Source organism: Streptomyces albicerus (assembly GCF_008905045.1).
GTDB lineage: Bacteria > Actinomycetota > Actinomycetes > Streptomycetales > Streptomycetaceae > Streptomyces > Streptomyces albicerus.
This window is the reverse complement of sequence record NZ_VWMY01000121.1, coordinates 1-19898: the sequence shown is the minus strand read 5'-3', so window position 1 is coordinate 19898 and position 19898 is coordinate 1. Positions and strand designations below refer to the sequence as shown.

The window sequence follows — 19898 nt, the reverse complement described above, 5'->3', positions numbered from 1 at the left end:
GGCCCGGCGCGTGAGTTACCCAGCGCCCTGCCTACCTGCGGGCGGTGGTCTTCTTGGCGGTGGTCTTTCGACCCGTCGACTTCTTGGCCGGGGCCTTCTTCGCCGGGGCCTTCTTGGCCGCCGCCTTCTTGGCGGTGGTCTTCTTCGCCGTGGTCTTCTTGGCGGCCGCCGTGGTCTTCTTGGCGGTCGTCTTCTTGGCCGTGGTCTTCTTCGCCGTGGTCTTCTTGGCGGTGGCCGCCTTCTTGGTCGGCGTGACCTTCTTGGCCGCCGCCGCCCTCTTGGCGGTGGTCGCCTTCTTGGCCGCGGCCTTCTTGACCGTCGCGGCAGCGCCGCCGGTCAGGCTGCCCTTGGGCGCCTTCTTGACGGCGACCTCACCCCCGCGCGGGAGCTTCTTCGAGCCGCTCACCAGGTCCTTGAAGCCCTGGCCCGCGCGGAAGCGCGGCACGGAGGTCTTCTTGACCCGAACACGCTCCCCGGTCTGCGGGTTGCGGGCGTAACGGGCCGGACGGTCCACCTTCTCGAAGGAACCGAAGCCGGTGACCGAGACCCGGTCCCCGCCGACAACTGCACGGACGATGGCGTCCAGTACGGCGTCGACCGCGTCCGCGGCCTGCTGACGCCCGCCGACCTTGTCGGCAATCGCTTCTACGAGCTGCGCCTTGTTCACGTCTTCCCCTTCGGAGACATTGCCAGAACGAAAGTGTTCAAGCTTTTTCGCACGTTAGGCAGATATATACCGCAAATCAAACACGAAACGGGCTAATCACCCTTGTGCCGCAACGAACTAGGACTGTCGCGAAGTTCCTCAGCGTTCCTCTTCGGGGATTCGGCCCTCGTCGAGGTCCGTGGTGAACCGCTCCAGCCGCCTTGTCGCATCGGCGAGATCGTGCTTGGCCACGGCCGTAATGACCAGCAGCTTCCGGGTCAGCGCCATCCGTACGCCCTCCGGGACTTGCAGTGCGCGCACCCTTGTGTGCGCTTCCTTGAGTTGGGACGCGACTGCCGCATAGAGCTCGAGTTGGCCGTCGTGTTCCATGCACAGATTGTGCCATCTGGGGCGAGTTGTCGCCTGCGCAGGGGGTAACTACCGCCTCCCAAGGGCCTCCTGCGCGTCTCAGCACAAGGCTCTGCCGAGGCTCGCCTACCCCATCAAGACCCCTTGAAACAAGGGCAGTTGAAGCCAATCGCAAGGGCCTGAACAGCACGTCCGGAGGCAGACACAGATGTACCCCCAACCGTCCACGATTGGGGGTACAGAGGCCTGTTGCGATGGCTGGAATCAGCCTTGCGGGTTCGGGTCCGACCGGATCCGAGGGATCGGAGACCCGAAGGGGATCAGACCTGAACGGTCCGCGGCTTGTGGGCGGGCCGCTTGGACTCGTACGTGGAGATGTCCGCCTCGTTCTGCAGGGTGATGGAGATGTCGTCCAGCCCGTTCAGCAGCCGCCAGCGGGCGTTCTCGTCGAGCTCGAAGGCGGCCGTGATGCCCTCGGCGCGCACCTCGCGGGCCTCCAGGTCGACCGTGACCTCGGCCTCGGGGTCGTTCTCGGTGAGCTCCCACAGCGCGTCCACGATCTTCTGCTCCAGAACCACCGTGAGCAGGCCGTTCTTGAGCGAGTTGCCGCGGAAGATATCGGCGAAGCGGGACGAGATGACGGCCTTGAAGCCGTAGTTCTGCAGCGCCCACACGGCGTGCTCGCGCGAGGAGCCCGTACCGAAGTCGGGTCCTGCGACCAGGACCGTGGCGTCCGCGCGCTCGGGCTGGTTGAGGACGAAGGACGAGTCCTTGCGCCAGGCCTCGAACAGCCCGTCCTCGAAACCGTCCCTGGTCACCTTCTTGAGCCAGTGGGCGGGGATGATCTGGTCGGTGTCGACGTTGCTGCGGCGCAGCGGTACGGCCCGGCCGGTGTGCGTGGTGAATGCTTCCATGACTCTCAGACTCCAGCGGGCGTACGGGCGGCGGGCTGGTCGTTCAGGTCGGCCGGGGAGGCCAGATGGCCCAGCACGGCGGTGGCGGCGGCGACCTGCGGCGACACCAGGTGCGTACGGCCGCCCTTGCCCTGCCTGCCCTCGAAGTTGCGGTTGGAGGTGGACGCGGAGCGCTCGCCGGGGGCCAGCTGGTCGGGGTTCATGCCCAGACACATCGAGCAGCCCGCGTGCCGCCATTCGGCGCCGGCCTCCTTGAAGACCAGGTCCAGGCCCTCGGACACGGCCTGCAGACCGACGCGCGCGGAGCCGGGGACCACCAGCATCCGTACGCCGTCGGCGACTTTGCGGCCCTCGACGATCGCGGCGGCCGCACGCAGGTCCTCGATACGGCCGTTGGTGCAGGAACCTACGAAGACGGTGTCGACCTGGATCTCTCGCAGCGACTGGCCGGCCTCCAACCCCATGTATTCCAGGGCCTTTTCGGCGGCGTGGCGCTCCGAAGCGTCCTCGTACGAAGCAGGGTCGGGGACCGACGCCGAAAGGGGCGCGCCCTGACCGGGGTTGGTGCCCCAGGTGACGAACGGCGCGAGGGAGGCACCGTCGATGACGACCTCGGCGTCGAATTCCGCGTCGTCGTCCGTCCGCAGCGTCTTCCAGTACTCGACGGCCGCGTCCCAGTCGGCGCCCTCGGGCGCGTGCGGGCGGCCCTTGAGGTACGCGAAGGTGGTCTCGTCGGGGGCGATCATGCCCGCGCGGGCGCCGGCCTCGATCGACATGTTGCAGATGGTCATCCGGGCCTCCATCGAGAGCTTCTCGATGGCGGAGCCGCGGTACTCCAGGATGTAGCCCTGGCCGCCGCCGGTACCGATCTTGGTGATGATCGCCAGGATGAGGTCCTTGGCCGTGACGTCCTCGGGCAGTTCGCCGTCGACCGTGATGGCCATGGTCTTGGGGCGGGCCAGCGGCAGCGTCTGGGTGGCCAGCACGTGCTCGACCTGCGAGGTGCCGATGCCGAACGCCAGCGCGCCGAAGGCGCCGTGCGTGGAGGTGTGGGAGTCACCGCACACGACCGTGGTGCCGGGCTGGGTCAGGCCCAGCTGCGGTCCCACGACGTGGACGACGCCCTGCTCGACGTCACCCAGCGAGTGCAGGCGCACACCGAACTCGGCGCAGTTCTTCCGGAGGGTCTCCAGCTGGACCCGGGAGACCGGGTCCGCGATGGGCTTGTCGATGTCGAGGGTCGGGGTGTTGTGATCCTCGGTCGCGATGGTGAGGTCGAGACGGCGCACGGGGCGCCCCGCCTGGCGAAGGCCGTCGAAGGCCTGGGGGCTGGTCACCTCGTGCAGCAGGTGCAGATCGATGAAGAGAAGGTCGGGCTCGCCCTCCGCGCGCCGGACGACGTGGTCGTCCCAGACCTTCTCCGCGAGTGTCCTACCCATCGCTTTCCCTCCGGCCGGCCTGTGTGGCGCCGGCCCAACTAGAGATTTCCGGTGCGGCGCGTCCGTTACCCCTCGTACCGGACGCCTTCCGCCGGGCCCGTTGGTCCGCGGGCACCTGTGTGTACAAGGGTGGCGCGTTCCACGGAAAATTGAACTTGCGTTTCACAGAGTGAGACGGGAATATCGTTTCATGGACAACAGTAGCGGCGTCGGCGTTCTGGACAAGGCAGCCCTTGTCCTGAGCGCCCTGGAGTCCGGTCCGGCCACCCTCGCGGGACTGGTCGCGGCGACCGGGCTGGCACGACCCACGGCACATCGCCTCGCCGTGGCACTTGAACACCACCGGATGGTGGCGCGCGACATGCAGGGCCGTTTCATTCTCGGCCCTCGCCTGGCCGAGCTGGCCGCGGCCGCGGGCGAGGACCGTCTCCTCGCGACGGCGGGCCCGGTGCTCACCCACCTCCGCGATGTCACGGGCGAGAGCGCACAGCTCTACCGCCGCCAGGGCGACATGCGCATCTGCGTCGCCGCGGCAGAGCGCCTGTCGGGCCTCAGGGACACGGTCCCGGTCGGCTCGACGCTCACCATGAAGGCGGGTTCCTCGGCCCAGATCCTGATGGCCTGGGAGGAGCCCGAGCGCCTGCACCGCGGCCTCCAGGGCGCCCGCTTCACGGCGACGGCCCTGTCGGGTGTACGGCGCCGGGGCTGGGCCCAGTCGATCGGCGAGCGCGAGCCGGGCGTCGCGTCCGTCTCCGCGCCGGTGCGCGGCCCGTCGAACCGCGTGGTCGCCGCCGTCTCGGTCTCCGGGCCGATCGAGCGCCTGACGCGTCACCCGGGCCGGATGCACGCCCAGGCGGTCATCGACGCGGCCGCCCGCCTCTCGGAGGCACTGCGCCGTACGGGCTGAGCCCACTTCGACTTCCTCCGGCCCGTCGCTTCAACGCCGCAGCGACCGGCATGAGTTGACGTTGTCCCCCCGTTCAACACGAAGTCGCTCGACATAACGGCAAGTCGCTCAACACGAAGAAGCCCTCCCCTGCTGGGGAGGGCTTCTTCTTCATGTACCCCCGACCGGATTCGAACCGGCGCTACCGCCTTGAGAGGGCGGCGTGCTAGGCCGCTACACAACGGGGGCGAGGATCTTGCGTCTCCGCAGATCCGAGCTGGTCTACCAGGACTCGAACCTAGACTAACTGAACCAGAATCAGTCGTGCTGCCAATTACACCATAGACCAAAGTGGTTTAGACCAGTTTGTACCCCCGACCGGATTCGAACCGGCGCTACCGCCTTGAGAGGGCGGCGTGCTAGGCCGCTACACAACGGGGGCCCTAGCGATCCTGCATCGAAGTCAACGGGAGCTACCCATGCTGCCCTCGCGGGAAGGATCTGTACCCCCGACCGGATTCGAACCGGCGCTACTGCCTTGAGAGGGCAGCGTGCTAGGCCGCTACACAACGGGGGCTTTGCGGATCTGGATCTCCGCGACTGCAGATGCGGTGCTTGATTCAAAACATCTGCGAGCTGGCCTACCAGGACTCGAACCTAGACTAACTGAACCAGAATCAGTCGTGCTGCCAATTACACCATAGGCCACTGAAACACAATCCCCTGTGGGGATCTTGTTTTAGCTTGCGCCTCCGGCTCCGGACCTTTCGGCCCGCACTCCGGCGGCGCAGGAAGAACATTACCCGAAGGTGGACGGCGCTCCAAAACGGGTATCGGGCCGAAGGATCGCGGGCAGTTCGGCCAGCGAGGCGATCCGGCGCAGGCCGGCGAGCTGATCCGCCTGCTGGTCCGATGCGGTGTCCGGGCCCGGCGCCGTGACCGCACTCACGCCCGCGCGGTCGATCCAGACCGAGAACAGCCCTGCGTCGGCCGCGCCCTGCCCGTCGATCTCCGGGTGGTCCCCGACGTACGCGACCTGGTGCGGCGGCAGTTCCAGGGCCTCGCAGGCCGCGTGGAAGGCCTCCGCAGCGGGCTTGGAGACGCCCAGTTCGGCCGCGCACAGCACCGACTCGAAGCGGTCCCGTACGCCGAGGACGCGCAGCTTGTGGTCCTGGACCCGGAGGCTGGAGTTGGAGAGCACGGCATGGCGGTGGCTGCCGGCCAGGGTGTCGAGGACGGGCAGGACGTCCGGGAACAGCGCCCAGGCCGCCTCGTAGTGCCCCATGTAGCGGAGGAACCAGTCCTCCGCCTCGGCGTCGGTCAGGGGCTCGCCCAGGAAGGCCCGCACCCGGTCCCGGCGGCCTCCCTCCCAGTCCACCTCCCCCGCCGCGAACCTCGCCCACTGCTGGTCGGTGAGCTCGCGCCAGCGGAAGAGGGCCTGCTCGACGGAGGCGTATCCGTCGAGCAGGCCCTCGGCCGCCAGATGCCCGCGCATGCCGGCGCGGTCCGCCGTGGTGTAGTCGAAGATCGTGTCGTCGATGTCCCAGACCACGGCTCTGATCGTCATGGTTCGACGGTAGCCCGGGACCAATGGCCCTGTCCGTCGGTCGACGGTGGTCGTGCCGACCGCCGCCTTGCAGTGGTGCGGGAGATCTTCGACGAGGGTGCCTGTCCGGTCGACGAGGTCGACGAGGGCGACGCCGTGTGACGAACGTCGTGAGGGGCGGCCCCGGTGATCCGGGTGCCGCCCCTCACGCGTGTGTGAGCTACGCCGTCAGCTTCGCGAGCGCCGCGTCGACGCGGGCCAGCGTCTTCTCCTTGCCCAGGATCTCCAGGGACTCGAAGAGCGGCAGGCCGACCGTGCGGCCGGTGACGGCGACGCGGACCGGGGCCTGGGCCTTGCCGAGCTTGAGGCCGTGGGCCTCGCCGGCGGCCAGGACGGCCTCCTTCAGGGACTCGGCGGAGGTCCAGTCGGCGGCCTCGAGCTTCTCGCGGGCCGTCCGGAGCAGGGCATCGCTGCCCTCCTTCATCGCCTTCGTCCAGGACGCCTCGTCGAAGACCGGCTCCGGGAGGAACAGGAAGTCGACGTTGTCCGTGATCTCGGAGAGGACCTTGAGGCGGGTCTGGGCGTGTGGGGCGATCGCGTCCCACTTGGTCTGGTCGAAGTCCTCCGGCGCCCAGGGCGCGAAGGGGGCCCTCAGCCAGGGGGCACAGCGCTCGGCGAAGTCCTTCACGTCGAGCAGGCGGATGTGGTCGCCGTTGATCGCTTCGCACTTCTTGAGGTCGAAGCGGGCCGGGTTCGGGTTCACGTCCGTCACATCGAAGGCCGCGACCATCTCGTCCATCGTGAAGATGTCCTGGTCGGCGGAGAGCGACCAGCCGAGCAGGGAGAGGTAGTTGAGCAGGCCCTCCGGGAGGAAACCGCGCTCCCTGTAGAGGTTCAGCGACGACTGCGGGTCGCGCTTCGACAGCTTCTTGTTGCCCTCGCCCATCACGTACGGGAGGTGGCCGAAGGCGGGCACCGACTTGGCGATGCCCAGCTCGGTCAGCGCCTTGTAGAGGGCGATCTGGCGCGGGGTGGAGGAGAGCAGGTCCTCGCCGCGCAGGACGTGGGTGATCTCCATCAGGGCGTCGTCGACCGGGTTGACCAGCGTGTACAGGGGCGCGCCGTTGGCTCGTACGATCCCGAAGTCCGGCACGTTCTCCGGCGTGAAGGTCAGCTCGCCGCGGACCAGGTCCGTGAAGGTGATCGTCTCGTCGGGCATGCGGAAGCGGACGATCGGCTCGCGGTCCTCGGTCTTGTAGGTCGCGATCTGCTCGGCTGTCAGGGCGCGGCAGTGGCCGTCGTAGCCGGACGGCTTGCCTGCGGCACGCGCGGCGTCGCGGCGGGCGTCCAGCTCCTCCGTCGAGCAGTAGCAGTAGTACGCGTGGCCGGCGTCGAGGAGCTTCTTCGCGACGTCCTTGTAGATGTCCATGCGCTGCGACTGGCGGTACGGCGCGTGGGGGCCGCCGACCTCGGGGCCCTCGTCCCAGTCGAAGCCCAGCCAGCGCATCGAGTCGAGCAGCTGGGTGTACGACTCCTCGGAGTCGCGGGCCGCGTCGGTGTCCTCGATGCGGAAGACCAGGGTGCCTTCGTTGTGCCGGGCGAACGCCCAGTTGAACAGGGCGGTGCGGACCAGGCCCACGTGGGGGTTGCCGGTCGGCGAGGGACAGAAACGTACGCGGACGTTCGCGTTAGCCACGCTTGATCACCTTGTTGGTGAGAGTGCCGATGCCTTCGATGGTGACGGCGACCTCGTCGCCGACACTGAGCGGGCCGACCCCTGCCGGGGTGCCCGTGAGGATCACGTCGCCGGGGAGCAGCGTCATGGCCTCGGTGATGTTCACGATCAGATCCTCGACGGAGTGGATCATCTCGCTGGTGCGGCCCAGTTGTCGCTGTTGGCCGTTGACCGTGCACTGGATCGTGAGGTCCGAGGGGTCGAGGTCCGTCTCCACCCAGGGGCCGAGCGGGCAGGAGGAGTCGAACCCCTTGGCCCGGGCCCACTGCTTCTCGCGCTTCTGGACGTCGCGTGCGGTGACGTCGTTGGCGCAGGTGTAGCCGAGGATGACGTCCTTGACGCGTTCGCGCGGGACCTCGCGGCACATGCGGCCGATGACGACGGCCAGCTCGGCCTCGTGGTGCAGCTCGTTCGAGAAGGAGGGGTACGCGATCTCGTCGCCGGGGCCGATCACCGAGGTGGACGGCTTGAAGAAGGCGAACGGGGCGTCGGGCACCTCGTTGCCCAGCTCCTTGGCGTGCTCCGCGTAGTTGCGGCCGAAGGCCACGACCTTGTTCGGGAGGACGGGCGGCAGGAGCCGGACCCTCGTCTTCGCATCAGAAGAGGTCAGCGGGACCTTCGTGCCGGAGAGCTCGAAGTCCCCGAACGGAATGCCCTTGATGATGTCGAGCACGAGCCCGTCGGTCGATCCAGGAGGGCTGTCGCCCTCGACCGCGCCGAACGCGACGTTGCCGTCGATGGAGAACCTGGCGATGCGCACGGGATGCTTGCGCCCCTCACTGAGCTGGCCGGAGTCTGACGCTCCAGGCTAACGCGGCGAGGGGCCGCCACCTCGCGCAATTGCGGCTATGGGCTCGTGGGAGGGTTACTCCGCAACCGTGGCCGCGGCCGGGACGTCCATCAGGATCGTGCGGCGGGGGTTGGCGGTCTGTGCGGGGAGCTCGACGGAGTGCTCCTGATGCTCCGGCGTACGCAGTTCTTCGGCGTCCTCGAGGTGCGCCAGGGTGGTGCGTCGCGGGTTGGCTATGTCGCGGAACATCATCGTCTTCATCTGCGGTTTCGGACCCTGTCGGTGCGGGCGGCCGGCTGGTCGGAGGACCATCACGCGGGCGCGGGTTGTCGGATTTGCCATCCTTGTAAAGCGTCAGGTTAAACACGCCATTCCCTGTCGAAGCCGTGAAGACGCCGTGATCACCGTGTGAGTTTCCTCACTTACTAGCAGGCAAACGGGTCAATTCAGACCCCCAACTCCCCCTACCGAAACGGACATTACTCCACTGAAGCCATCATTCCGCTCCTGATCATGGCGACTGGGACACCGCTTACCTGCGGATGACTCGTACCCATGTGTCCGTTATGGATGAGATCACTTTCTACGTCTGGTAACCCAGCCCTCACAAAGTGTCACGGTGGTCACAGCATGACCCATGGGCCTTGTTGGAGATCCGGCACTGTGCTGGAATTCCACGGACCGCCGCGGGAACGAACCGGCGCGCAGAGGGCGCAACGCAGCGCCGAGTGGCGGCGGGAAGGGGGAGCCTGCGCCGGTCACTCACGACCACCATGGGGGCGCGTTCATTGCGCCCCCGAGACGCCGACACCGTCTCGCCGTTCACGCGGAGAGGCGCCTGGTCCAGAGGTTGCGACGCTAGTGCAGGGACGTTTCAAGAGGAATGGCAGCGCTTCGGCGGAGTCGGAGCCGCAAGGCGGGACCGACCGCGGTTCCTCGCCCCAGCACGCCCAGAACCCGGGACCGGCACAGGCCGGCGACAGCGGTGAGCGCTCCTCGCGCCCCGGCGCGCCCAAGGGCAAGGGTGGTCAGACCGCGGTGAACGGTGCTCCCGGCACTCCGCCCGCGGCGCCGCCGAAGGCGAAGGGCCCCAGCGGCCCCGGCTCGCGAATAGCCCTGCGCAACTGGCGCATCTCCACGCGTCTGGTCTCGCTGCTCGCACTGCCCGTGGTCGCCGCGACCTCGCTGGGCGCCCTGCGCATCAGCGACACCATGGACGAGATCCAGCAGCTCGAGAACATGAAGCTGCTGACCGACATGACCAAGCAGGCGACCGAGCTCGCCGCGGCGCTCCAGGAGGAGCGCGACAAGTCGGCCGGTCCGCTCGCCAACAGCGCGCGGGCGAGTGACCTCACGGTCAAGGGCGTCCGCGACAAGACGGACCGTGCGCGTGCCGCCTTCCTGGAGGGCACCCACGAGCTGGACGACGCGGGCAACGACGAGAACCTCGACGGCGTCCGGGACAACGTCGTGGCCATCGCCACCCAGCTGAACACCCTCAGCAGCGTCCGCAACAACGCCTTCCAGGACGATCAGAACTCCTCCCAGACGGTCGAGGCGTACCACCGGCTCATCGACCAGCTGCTCGGCCTCTCCCAGGACATGGCCGAGGCGACCAGCAACCCCGAGATGATCCAGCGCACGCGCGCCCTGGCGGCCTTCTCCTCCGCCAAGGAGTACGCGTCCATCCAGCGCGCGGTCATCGCCGCGGCCCTGCCGGCCACCGACAAGACGTTCGGCGACCTCTCGGAGAACGACCGGCAGTACGGCCTCTCGGCCCTCGACAACCAGAAGTTCGAGCTCACCAGCTTCGCCAGCATCTACGAGGGCAACGCGGCCGAGCTCACCAAGCCGCTCGACGAGCCGAGTCCGACCATCAAGGCGGCCGACGGCTACGTGGCGCGCGTGCTCGACCGTGAGAACGGTCTGCAGCTGCAGGCCAAGCGCTCGTACCTGGACTGGGTGGACGCCGACTCCGCCAGGCTCCAGGAGATGTCGAAGATCGAGCTCACGCTGCTCAACGAGATGGAGCAGAAGGCCCGTGAGCTGCGCAACGAGTCCGAGCAGGAAGCGATCATCTCCGGTGCGCTGATCCTGCTGGTGCTCGGTGTCTCGCTGGTCGGCGCCTTCGTGGTGGCCCGCTCCATGATCCGCTCGCTGCGCCGACTCCAGGACACCGCGACGAAGGTCGCCCAGGACCGCCTGCCCGAGCTGGTCAAGCAGCTGTCCGAGTCCGACCCGCAGGACGTCGACACGTCCGTCGAGTCGGTCGGTGTGCACTCCAAGGACGAGATCGGCCAGGTGGCCGCGGCGTTCGACGACGTGCACCGCGAGGCCGTACGACTGGCCGCCGAGCAGGCCCTGCTGCGGGGCAACGTCAACGCGATGTTCACCAACCTCTCGCGCCGCTCCCAGGGTCTGATCCAGCGCCAGCTGTCGCTGATCTCCGAACTGGAGTCCCGCGAGGCCGACCCGGACCAGCTGTCCTCGCTGTTCAAGCTCGACCACCTCGCGACCCGCATGCGCCGTAACGGCGAGAACCTCCTCGTCCTCGCCGGTGAGGAGCCCGGCCGCCGCTGGACCCGTCCGGTCCCGCTGGTCGACGTGCTCCGTGCCGCCGCGTCCGAGGTGGAGCAGTACGAGCGCATCGAGCTTGCCTCCGTGCCGGCCACCGAGGTCGCCGGCCGCGTGGTCAACGACCTCGTGCACCTGCTCGCCGAGCTGCTCGAGAACGCCACCTCGTTCTCCTCCCCGCAGACCAAGGTCAAGGTCACCGGCCATGCGCTGCCCGACGGCCGCGTACTGATCGAGATCCACGACACCGGCATCGGCCTCTCGCCCGAGGACCTCGCGGCGATCAACGAGCGGCTCGCCTCGCCGCCCACCGTGGACGTCTCGGTCTCCCGCCGCATGGGTCTGTTCGTGGTCGGCCGGCTTTCGCAGCGGCACGGCATCCGCATCCAGCTGCGTCCGTCCGACTCCGGTGGTACGACCGCGCTGGTCATGCTGCCCGTCGATGTCGCCCAGGGCGGCAAGAAGGTTCCGGGCAAGCAGGGCCAGGGCGCACCCTCGGGCGGTGGCCCGGCCGCCGCGCAGGCCGCGGCCGGTGTCGCGGCCGCCCGTCGGGGCGGCGCCGGAGGCGGTCCCGCCCTCGGCGCGGGCGCTCCCACAGGCGGTAACGGCGGACGGCTCAACCCCGGCCCGCAGCGTGGCCAGGTCGGCGCAGGCACCAGCCCCCGGGCCGCGCTGCCAAGGCCGGACGCGGGCGGTCGCCCGGGTGGGCCGGGCGGAGCACGCGGCCCCCAGTCCCCGCAGGGCAGGCCGGCTCCGGCCGGTGCCGCGCCGGGCGCCCCGCAGGGCCTCCAGGCCGCGGGTACGGGTACGCCGCAGGGCTTCAACGACTTCACCAACGACTCCGGCCGGCAGGACACGTTCGGCGGCGGACGCCAGGACACCATGGGCGGCAACCGCGGCCCCGTGCCTCCGCAGCCCCAGCAGCGTCCGACCAACGGCGAGCAGGGCCGTCGCCCGCAGAAGCCGCAGCTGCCGCCGCAGGGTGGTCCGCGCGCCGAGCTGCCCGGCGGCAACCCGCAGCCGCGCGTGCCCAGCTGGAGCGACGACAACGCGCAGCCGCCGGTGCCGCGTTCCTCGCCGGACGCCCCGCGCGGCCACGAGGAGCCGGACGCCACCTCCCGGATGCCGCGGATCGACGACCGTCAGGGTCCCGGTGCCACGGGCGAGTACCCGCGGCCGGACTACGACGCCCAGCGCCCCGGCGCGGGTGCGCCGCAGGGCAACAGCGGGCAGTTCGTCCGCCCGGACGTGTTCGGTGCGCCGAATCCTTCCGCCTCTGGGCAGAACCCTTCCGCGGGCGGCCAGTTCAACCGCCAGGACCCGGCCTCCACCGGCCAGTTCCCGATGCCGGGCTACGACGGCGGTTCCACTGGTCAGTACGCGGCGCCGGGCCAGGACGTTCAGCAGAACAACACCGGACAGTTCCCGGAACCGGGCCACGGCGAGCGGCAGGGTGGTGGCACCGGGCAGTTCGAGCGTCCCGGCACCAACGGCACCCGGCCGCAGCGCCCCCAGCGTCCGCAGCCGCGCCGGCGCCCCGCGCTCCCTCAGGAGCCCGAGGCGCTGCCGCCGGCGGGTCCCGGCGACGGGCGTACACCGCTGTACGACACCCTGGAAACCAACTGGTTCAACCAGGCTCAGGGCGGCAACGGCGCCCAGGGCGAGCAGGCACCGCAGCAGCCCGCACAGGCTCCCGCGGCCCCGCAGCGCCCGGCGGCACCCGCCGCCTCCGCGTCCTCCTCCTGGCGGACGACCCCCAATGACGAACTCGGCCGTCAGGCCGAGCGGGTACGCCAGCCCACCGCGGGTGGCGTGACCGTCTCGGGTCTGCCGCGCCGGGTTCCCCGCGCGAACCTCGTCGCCGGGACGGCTCAGCAGCAACAGCACCAAACCGGTCCGCAGGTCTCGCGTGCGCCTGATGACGTACGCGGCCGGCTGACCAATCTTCGCAGGGGCATTCAGCAGGGTCGGCAGGCCGGTACCGGCCAGACCGGCAGCTTCCCCAGCCCCACTCACCAGCAGGAGCGTTAGTTGAGCCAGATGAGCCAGGCGGCACAGAACCTCAACTGGTTGATCACCAACTTCGTTGACAACACCCCAGGGGTGTCCCACACCGTCGTCGTCTCCGCCGACGGACTCCTTCTGGCGATGTCCGAGGGCTTCCCGCGCGACCGCGCCGACCAGCTCGCGGCCGTCGCCTCCGGACTCACGTCCCTTACCGCCGGTGCCTCCCGGATCTTCGAGGGCGGCACGGTGGCCCAGACCGTCGTCGAGATGGAGCGGGGTTTCCTGTTCCTGATGTCCGTCTCGGACGGATCGTCGCTCGCGGTCCTCTCCCACCCGGACTGCGACATCGGCCTTGTCGGATACGAGATGGCTCTGCTCGTCGACCGCGCGGGCGCTGTGCTCACGCCGGATCTGCGTGCCGAGCTCCAGGGCAGCCTGCTCCACTAGCCAGGTTCCACCGAACGTACTAAAAACCGTCCGGCCGCCCTCCCCCCACCGGCCCCGTCAGACGGCACGACTGACCGACTTGCTGTCCCGCCCGGAGGACCCACATGACCCCGCCCACCGCCTCTCATGATCCGTACGCCCAGCCGTACGAGGATGAGGGCGACCAGCCGCTGGTACGTCCGTACGCGATGACCGGCGGCCGGACCCGGCCGCGCTACCAGCTAGCCATAGAGGCACTGATCAGCACTGCGGCCGACCCGGCCGAGCTGATGGGGCTGCTCCCGGAGCACCAGCGGATCTGCCACCTCTGCCGTGAAGTGAAGTCGGTGGCCGAGGTGTCGGCCCTGCTGTCCATGCCCCTGGGTGTGGCACGCATTCTTGTCGCGGACCTCGCCGAGGCCGGGCTCGTCGCGATCCACCAGCCGGGTGGCGACGAGAACAACGGCGGCGCCCCGGACGTGACACTGCTCGAAAGGGTGCTCAGTGGACTTCGCAAGCTCTGACGGAGGGCGGGCGACCACCTCCGCGAAAATCGTGGTGGCGGGTGGCTTCGGCGTCGGCAAGACCACGTTCGTGGGTGCCGTCTCGGAGATCAACCCGCTGCGCACCGAGGCCGTCATGACCTCCGCGAGCGCGGGGATCGACGACCTCACCCACACCGGGGACAAGACGACGACCACCGTCGCCATGGACTTCGGCCGTATCACCCTGGACCAGGACCTGATCCTGTACCTCTTCGGTACGCCCGGTCAGGACCGTTTCTGGTTCATGTGGGACGACCTGGTGCGCGGCGCCATCGGCGCCGTCGTGCTCGTCGACACCCGCCGTCTCGCCGACTGCTTCCCCGCGGTCGACTACTTCGAGAACAGCGGCCTGCCCTTCGTCATCGCCCTCAACGGCTTCGACGGGCACCAGCCGTACACGCCCGACGAGGTCCGGGAGGCCCTGCAGATCGGCCCGGACGCCCCGATCATCACGACGGACGCCCGCCACCGCGCGGACGCCAAGAGCGCGCTGATCACCCTGGTCGAGCACGCCTTGATGGCCCGTTTGCGCTAGGGCTTCTCCGGAGGACTGTGTCCTGGATGTCTTGGCACCCAAGTCGGCAACGCCGTACGGAAGTTGTCGTAGACGCATTGGAGCCGGCTGTGTCGTTTGACACGGTCGGCCTCGGTGTTCATAACGTTTCGACAGAGATATCCAGTGGCACCGACACGCGTCGCGGTCGTCTGATGCCGCTGTGCTCACAAAGGCCCCGCCTTTTGGCGGGGCTCGCTCTTTATGACCGTTTTATCTGCGGCTTACATCACTCGGAATCCTTGGTTCCGAGTGTTTGGACCAGCACACCCTGACGTGCTGGAATGCCAGAACTGCCCAGTAGTAAGGGCCGGAAGACACACGCGGCACGACAGAAGGTGCCGAGCCGAGAGGTTGTTGGTCGAGTGAGGCGAAGCAAGAACGGTCCCGAGCCGTCGGCACGGGGCAACTTCACCCCGCCGCCGCGCGGAGCGGCACCCGCACACGTGCCCGGCTCGGAGCCGACGGCCCCACCCGCGAAGAGCGGCGGCCGTTTCTCTCCGCGCAACTGGCGTGTGCCGACCAGACTGAACGCGATCCTGCTCATACCCGTGATGGTCGGCCTTGTCATGGGCGGCTTCCAGGTGAAGAGCTCGATCGACACCTGGCAGGAGGCCGAGGACGCGGAGAAGACCGCGCGTCTGGTGCAGGCCTCACTGACCTACGCGGACGCCCTCATCGATGAGCGTGACATCTCCGCCGCGCCGCTGCTGCAGGGCGACAAGAACAACGCGGACGTGAAGAAGGCCCGTGCCGCCACGGACGAGGCCGCGGTCGCCTTCAACGAGGCCGCCCGGAACGCGCCGGCCAAGGCGGGCCTGGAGCGCCGTCTCGCCCTGTTCCGCAAGGGCGAGACCGGTCTGAAGGACCTCCGCGCCGCCGCATACACGAACGAGCTCGACGGTGTGAAGACCGAAGAGGGCTACGTCGAGATCCAGCACCCGCTGACGGAGTTCGCCAACGAGCTCGGCCTCGGCACCGGAAACATCACCAGCTACGGCCGCACGGTCTACGCCATCACGCTGGCGAAGGGCGCCCTGTCCCTGCAGCGCTCCATCGGCATGCACCTGATGGTCAAGCCGGGCCCCTCCGACAAGAGCCTCGCCCAGCAGCGCGTCGCCCTCACCTCGTACGCGTACCTGGAGCCCATCGCCATCCAGGAGTACGTCGGCGGTGGCACCGAGGCGGATGCCGCCAAGCTCGCCCAGGCACAGAAGCAGCTGGAGGCGGACGGCAAGAGGCAGGCCCAGGAGGCCGTCGCCAAGAACCCGAACTATGTGCCGCCGCCCTCCACCACGGACATGATCCGGGGCATGGGCACGATCACGTCCACGGACAAGAGCATCCGGGACGGCCTCGGGACGAAGGGCATCACCGCCGCGAACTGGTGGGCGGTCAACACCGCGAAGTTCGACGCCTACCGCACGATCGAGTCGGACCTCTCCAACAAGGCCGTGGCCGAGGCCTCGACCATCTCCAACGACGCCAAGCGCGACGCCCTCATCACCGGTGCCGCCGTCGTGGTCGCGCTGCTCGCCGCGTTCATCCTGGCCGGCATGGTGGCGCGCCAGATGAGCCGCTCGATGCGCCAGCTGCGCAACGCGGCCTTCGGCGTCGCCGAGCAGCGTCTGCCGATGCTGGTCGACCAGCTCTCGCGCACCGACCCGGGCCGTGTCGACACCCGTGTCACGCCGATCCCGATCACCACCACGGACGAGATCGGCGAGGTCGCACGCGCCTTCGACCAGGTCCACCGCGAGGCCGTACGACTGGCCGCCGAGCAGGCCCTGCTCCGTGGCAACATCAACGCGATCTTCACCAACCTGTCGCGCCGCAACCAGTCCCTGATCGAGGGCCAGCTGACCCTGATCACCGACCTGGAGAACAACGAGGCCGACCCGGACCAGCTGGAGAACCTCTTCCGCCTGGACCACCTGGCGACCCGTATGCGCCGCAACGGCGAGAACCTCCTGGTCCTCGCCGGCGAGGAGCCGGGCCGCCGCTGGGACCAGCCGGTCCCGCTGGTCGACGTGCTGCGCGCCGCCTCCTCCGAGGTGGAGCAGTACGAGCGCATCGAGCTCTCCGGTGTCCCGGAGGCCGAGATCCACGGCCGCGCCGTGACCGACCTCGTGCACCTGCTCGCCGAGCTCCTGGAGAACGCCACCACGTTCTCCTCCCCGCAGACCAAGGTCCGCGTCACCGCGACCCGGCTGCCGGACGGCCGCATCATGGTCGAGATCCACGACAAGGGCATCGGCCTCACCGCCGAGGACTTCGCGGACATCAACCACAAGCTGGCCAACCCGCCGACCGTGGACGCCGCGATCTCGCAGCGCATGGGCCTGTTCGTGGTCGGTCGGCTGTCCGACCGGCACGGCATCCGCGTCCAGCTGCGCCCCTCGGGCGAGCAGGCCGGTACGACCTCCCTCGTCATGCTGCCCGACGCGATCACCCACGGTGGTGGCGGCGACCTGCAGATGCAGCGCGACGACTTCACGGTCTCGCAGATCATCCCGGAGCAGCAGCCCTTCCAGGGCGAGGAGTTCCAGAGCGGCCAGCAGCAGATGCGTACGGCCGCCGAGCTGGGCTTCGACGACAGCCGCTACGCCGAGGTCCCGGACGACATACGCGAGCTGGACCCCGTGGGCCGTTCGCTGATGCGCGAGGAGCGCCGCGCGGCCCTGGAGGCCCAGACGCAGGGTCCCGAGGGCGAGGTCCCGTCCTTCGGCGACGAGTTCGCCCCGCAGCCCGGTTACGACAACGGGCAGCCGGCCTACGACAACGGGCAGGCCGCGTACGACGGCGGATCGGCCGCGTACACCGAGGCGCCCTCGTACGACCAGCAGACGTCGTACGAGGAGCCGCAGCAGACGTCGTACGACGAGACGTACTTCCCGGCGAACGGCGGCTATCCGGAACCCGCCTATGCGGAGCCGGTCCAGGAGGAGCCCCAGAGCGCCCCCGCTCCGGCGCGGGACACCTTCTCGGCCTTCGAAGACCAGCCCTACCAGGACGACTGGCCGCAGCAGGACTCATACCAGAACGGCTACCGCTCCGACTACGCTCCCGAAGCGGAATCCGCGCAGGCCGCTGACGTGGCCGAGCAGGACCGCGTAGGCTTCGACCGTCCGGGACCGGCCTCTCCCGCCGCCCACGCGCTGACCGACGCCGGGCTTCCGCGCCGCGGATCCACCGACGCCGGGCTTCCCCGCCGCGGATCCACCACGAGCGCGGGCGGCCAGCAGTCCGTGGGGCAGGATTCGCCGGCTCCCTTCGGCGGCAACGACAGCAACGGAAGCGGCAGCAACGGCTCCGGCACGGGCGACTGGCGGTCCAACAACGACCAGATGTGGCAGCGCGCCGAGCAGCTGAAGAAGCCCAAGGCGGGCGGGGTCACCTCCTCCGGCCTGCCGCGGCGGGTACCCAAGGCCAATCTGGTCGAGGGCACCGCGGAATCGACCCCACAGGGCGGCCCCCAGGTCTCCCGCGCCCCCGAGGACGTCCGGGGCAGGCTGAGCAACCTGCGCCGGGGCGTCCAGCGGGGACGTAACGCAGGTAGTGACACGAACGGCCAGGGCTTCGGCCCTGACAGCACCTACAACCAGGAGCGTTAGTGTGAGCCCGATGAGCCAGGCGGCACAGAACCTGAACTGGTTGATCACCAACTTCGTGGACAACACCCCCGGGGTGTCCCACACCGTGGTGGTCTCCGCCGACGGACTCCTTCTGGCGATGTCCGAAGGGTTCCCGCGCGACCGTGCCGATCAGCTGGCGGCCGTCGCGTCGGGCCTTACCTCGCTGACCGCGGGCGCGTCCCGGATCTTCGAGGGCGGGAGCGTGAACCAGACAGTTGTGGAGATGGAGCGAGGGTTCCTCTTCATCATGTCCATTTCTGATGGTTCGTCGCTCGCGGTCCTCGCACATCCGGAAGCGGACATCGGTCTCATCGGGTACGAGATGGCGCTTCTGGTGGACCGTGCCGGTACGGTCCTGACCCCGGATCTGCGTGCGGAGCTCCAGGGGAGCCTTCTCAACTAACAGACAAGCGATGCGTTTTGGCGTCCCGTGGCCGTAAGGTTTCGGGACGCGGCTCCACAGTGATGGGCCCGGCACAGTCGGAGGAGGAGAAAGTGGCAACACCCCCAGGCGGTTCGTCTTCGGGCAACTGGTCCTATGGCCCTGGCCAGGGCCAGGGCGGCGACGGCTCGCCGAACCGGTACAACTTCCCCTCCGCACCGACCCCGCGGCGGCAGCAGCCGTACGCGCCCCAGGGACCCGGTCCCTCGCCGTACGACCAGCCGCCTGCGCCGCGCATCCAGCCCGTGCAGCCGCAGCGCCGCTCGCCCGAACCGTCGCCCGCGGGGGGCGCCAGCAACCCGCTGGTGCGCCCGTACGCCATGACGGGCGGCCGAACCAGGCCGCGGTACCAGCTCGCCATCGAGGCACTGGTGCACACCACCGCGCAGCCGCACCAGATGCAGGGCCAATTGCCCGAGCATCAGCGGATCTGCAACCTCTGCCGGGAGATCAAGTCGGTGGCCGAAATCTCGGCCCTGCTGACGATCCCTCTCGGCGTGGCCAGGATCCTCGTCGCCGACTTGGCGGAGGCGGGCCTGGTCGCCATTCATCAGCCCGGCGGCGACGAGAACGCCGGCGGCCAGCCAGACGTGACACTGCTCGAAAGGGTGCTCAGTGGACTTCGCAAGCTCTAGCGGCGGTCCTTCCCGCTCCACCACCTCAGCGAAGATCGTGGTGGCGGGTGGCTTCGGCGTGGGCAAGACCACGTTCGTCGGGGCCGTCTCGGAGATCAACCCGCTGCGTACCGAGGCCGTCATGACGTCCGCGTCCGCGGGTATCGACGATCTCACCCACACCGGGGACAAGACCACCACGACGGTGGCCATGGACTTCGGCCGTATCACCCTGGACCAGGACCTGATCCTGTACCTCTTCGGTACGCCCGGCCAGGACCGCTTCTGGTTCATGTGGGACGACCTCGTGCGCGGCGCCATCGGCGCGATCGTCCTGGTCGACACCCGCCGTCTCGCCGACTGCTTCCCCGCGGTCGACTACTTCGAGAACAGCGGACTGCCGTTCGTCATCGCCCTCAACGGCTTCGACGGCAACCAGCCGTACAACCCGGACGAGGTCCGGGAGGCGCTCCAGATCGGGCCCGACACCCCGATCATCACGACGGACGCCCGCCACCGCGCGGACGCGAAGTCGGCGCTCATCACGCTCGTGGAGCACGCCCTGATGGCACGCCTGCGGTAGCCTGCGGCGCTCAGCCGTACGAAGGGCCCCTCTTTGGCAGAGGGGCCCTTCGTTTGTGTGTTCAGCGCCGTCGAGCTTCGGATTGTCGTCCAGTGCGGGTCCGTCGTGGCTGGTCGCGCAGTTCCCCGCGCCCCTTCTAGGGGCGCGGGGAACTGCGCGATCAGCCCCCACCGGCCCGCAGCCGACAAGGCATG

General features: G+C 69.0%; 17 protein-coding genes and 5 tRNA genes. 9 read left to right on the top strand and 13 right to left on the bottom strand.

What is annotated here, in order from left to right:
* Positions 1 to 31: 31 nt before the first annotated feature.
* The 4 genes from GAS53_RS51645 to leuC form a co-directional block, all read right to left on the bottom strand.
* Positions 32 to 667 carry an HU family DNA-binding protein gene (locus GAS53_RS51645; protein ID WP_151484770.1) on the bottom strand — a complete coding sequence of 212 codons (636 nt, stop codon included), beginning with the start codon at positions 665 to 667 and terminating at the stop codon, positions 32 to 34.
* A 138-nt stretch (positions 668 to 805) separates the two neighbouring features.
* Positions 806 to 1036: an SCO5555 family protein gene (locus tag GAS53_RS51640; RefSeq protein ID WP_055614012.1), complete on the bottom strand. Its 231-nt coding sequence runs from the start codon at positions 1034 to 1036 to the stop codon at positions 806 to 808.
* Between the two features lie 299 nt (positions 1037 to 1335).
* Complete coding sequence (gene leuD / locus GAS53_RS51635) at positions 1336 to 1929, bottom strand: 3-isopropylmalate dehydratase small subunit (RefSeq protein ID WP_151484769.1); 594 nt, start codon at positions 1927 to 1929, stop codon at positions 1336 to 1338.
* A 5-nt stretch (positions 1930 to 1934) separates the two neighbouring features.
* A complete protein-coding gene (leuC, locus tag GAS53_RS51630; protein WP_151484768.1) occupies positions 1935 to 3368 on the bottom strand; it encodes a 3-isopropylmalate dehydratase large subunit in 1434 nt (477 codons plus the stop codon).
* Between the two features lie 190 nt (positions 3369 to 3558).
* Between leuC and ndgR the strand changes: the two genes are divergently transcribed.
* The gene (gene ndgR, locus GAS53_RS51625; RefSeq protein WP_015036427.1) at positions 3559 to 4275 is read left to right on the top strand and encodes an IclR family transcriptional regulator NdgR; all 717 of its coding nucleotides are present in this window, start codon (positions 3559 to 3561) and stop codon (positions 4273 to 4275) included.
* A gap of 155 nt (positions 4276 to 4430) precedes the next feature.
* On the opposite strand, the gene GAS53_RS51620 is transcribed toward ndgR, so the two are convergent.
* The 9 genes from GAS53_RS51620 to GAS53_RS51580 all read right to left on the bottom strand — a co-directional run bounded on the left by GAS53_RS51620 (position 4431) and on the right by GAS53_RS51580 (position 8586).
* Positions 4431 to 4503: transfer RNA gene (locus GAS53_RS51620), tRNA-Glu, on the bottom strand.
* Positions 4504 to 4531: 28 nt separating this feature from the next.
* A tRNA-Gln gene (locus GAS53_RS51615) sits at positions 4532 to 4603 on the bottom strand.
* A 20-nt stretch (positions 4604 to 4623) separates the two neighbouring features.
* Positions 4624 to 4696: transfer RNA gene (locus GAS53_RS51610), tRNA-Glu, on the bottom strand.
* A 62-nt stretch (positions 4697 to 4758) separates the two neighbouring features.
* Positions 4759 to 4831: transfer RNA gene (locus tag GAS53_RS51605), tRNA-Glu, on the bottom strand.
* Positions 4832 to 4890: 59 nt separating this feature from the next.
* Positions 4891 to 4962: transfer RNA gene (locus tag GAS53_RS51600), tRNA-Gln, on the bottom strand.
* 91 nt (positions 4963 to 5053) lie between these two features.
* Entirely contained in the window at positions 5054 to 5821 is a 768-nt protein-coding gene (locus GAS53_RS51595; protein ID WP_151484767.1) for an HAD family hydrolase, read from the bottom strand.
* 199 nt (positions 5822 to 6020) lie between these two features.
* The gene (gene gltX, locus GAS53_RS51590; protein WP_151484766.1) at positions 6021 to 7496 is read right to left on the bottom strand and encodes a glutamate--tRNA ligase; all 1476 of its coding nucleotides are present in this window, start codon (positions 7494 to 7496) and stop codon (positions 6021 to 6023) included.
* Positions 7489 to 8295 carry a fumarylacetoacetate hydrolase family protein gene (locus GAS53_RS51585; RefSeq protein WP_151484765.1) on the bottom strand — a complete coding sequence of 269 codons (807 nt, stop codon included), beginning with the start codon at positions 8293 to 8295 and terminating at the stop codon, positions 7489 to 7491. The genes gltX and GAS53_RS51585 overlap by 8 nt, the downstream gene beginning before the upstream one ends.
* 105 nt (positions 8296 to 8400) lie before the next feature.
* A complete protein-coding gene (locus GAS53_RS51580) occupies positions 8401 to 8586 on the bottom strand; it encodes a hypothetical protein (RefSeq protein ID WP_192583678.1) in 186 nt (61 codons plus the stop codon).
* A 600-nt stretch (positions 8587 to 9186) separates the two neighbouring features.
* Between GAS53_RS51580 and GAS53_RS51575 the strand changes: the two genes are divergently transcribed.
* The 8 genes from GAS53_RS51575 (at position 9187) to GAS53_RS51540 (ending at position 19704) form a co-directional block, all read left to right on the top strand.
* Positions 9187 to 12930, top strand: coding sequence for a sensor histidine kinase (locus GAS53_RS51575; protein ID WP_151484764.1), 3744 nt, complete (start codon positions 9187 to 9189; stop codon positions 12928 to 12930).
* Positions 12931 to 12939: 9 nt separating this feature from the next.
* On the top strand, positions 12940 to 13353 hold the full coding sequence (locus GAS53_RS51570; protein WP_044471908.1) for a roadblock/LC7 domain-containing protein: 414 nt from the start codon (positions 12940 to 12942) through the stop codon (positions 13351 to 13353).
* 104 nt (positions 13354 to 13457) lie between these two features.
* Positions 13458 to 13856 carry a DUF742 domain-containing protein gene (locus GAS53_RS51565; protein ID WP_151484763.1) on the top strand — a complete coding sequence of 133 codons (399 nt, stop codon included), beginning with the start codon at positions 13458 to 13460 and terminating at the stop codon, positions 13854 to 13856.
* Positions 13837 to 14412, top strand: coding sequence for a GTP-binding protein (locus GAS53_RS51560; protein WP_055614002.1), 576 nt, complete (start codon positions 13837 to 13839; stop codon positions 14410 to 14412). The genes GAS53_RS51565 and GAS53_RS51560 overlap by 20 nt, the downstream gene beginning before the upstream one ends.
* A gap of 383 nt (positions 14413 to 14795) precedes the next feature.
* Positions 14796 to 18044, top strand: a complete 3249-nt coding sequence (locus GAS53_RS51555; RefSeq protein ID WP_192583677.1) for a sensor histidine kinase — start codon at positions 14796 to 14798, stop codon at positions 18042 to 18044.
* A 10-nt stretch (positions 18045 to 18054) separates the two neighbouring features.
* Entirely contained in the window at positions 18055 to 18468 is a 414-nt protein-coding gene (locus GAS53_RS51550; RefSeq protein ID WP_004983065.1) for a roadblock/LC7 domain-containing protein, read from the top strand.
* Between the two features lie 92 nt (positions 18469 to 18560).
* Positions 18561 to 19142, top strand: a complete 582-nt coding sequence (locus GAS53_RS51545) for a DUF742 domain-containing protein (protein WP_151484761.1) — start codon at positions 18561 to 18563, stop codon at positions 19140 to 19142.
* Positions 19123 to 19704, top strand: a complete 582-nt coding sequence (locus GAS53_RS51540; RefSeq protein WP_026248371.1) for a GTP-binding protein — start codon at positions 19123 to 19125, stop codon at positions 19702 to 19704. Before GAS53_RS51545 ends, GAS53_RS51540 begins: the two co-directional genes overlap by 20 nt.
* The last annotated feature ends 194 nt before the right edge of the window (positions 19705 to 19898 follow it).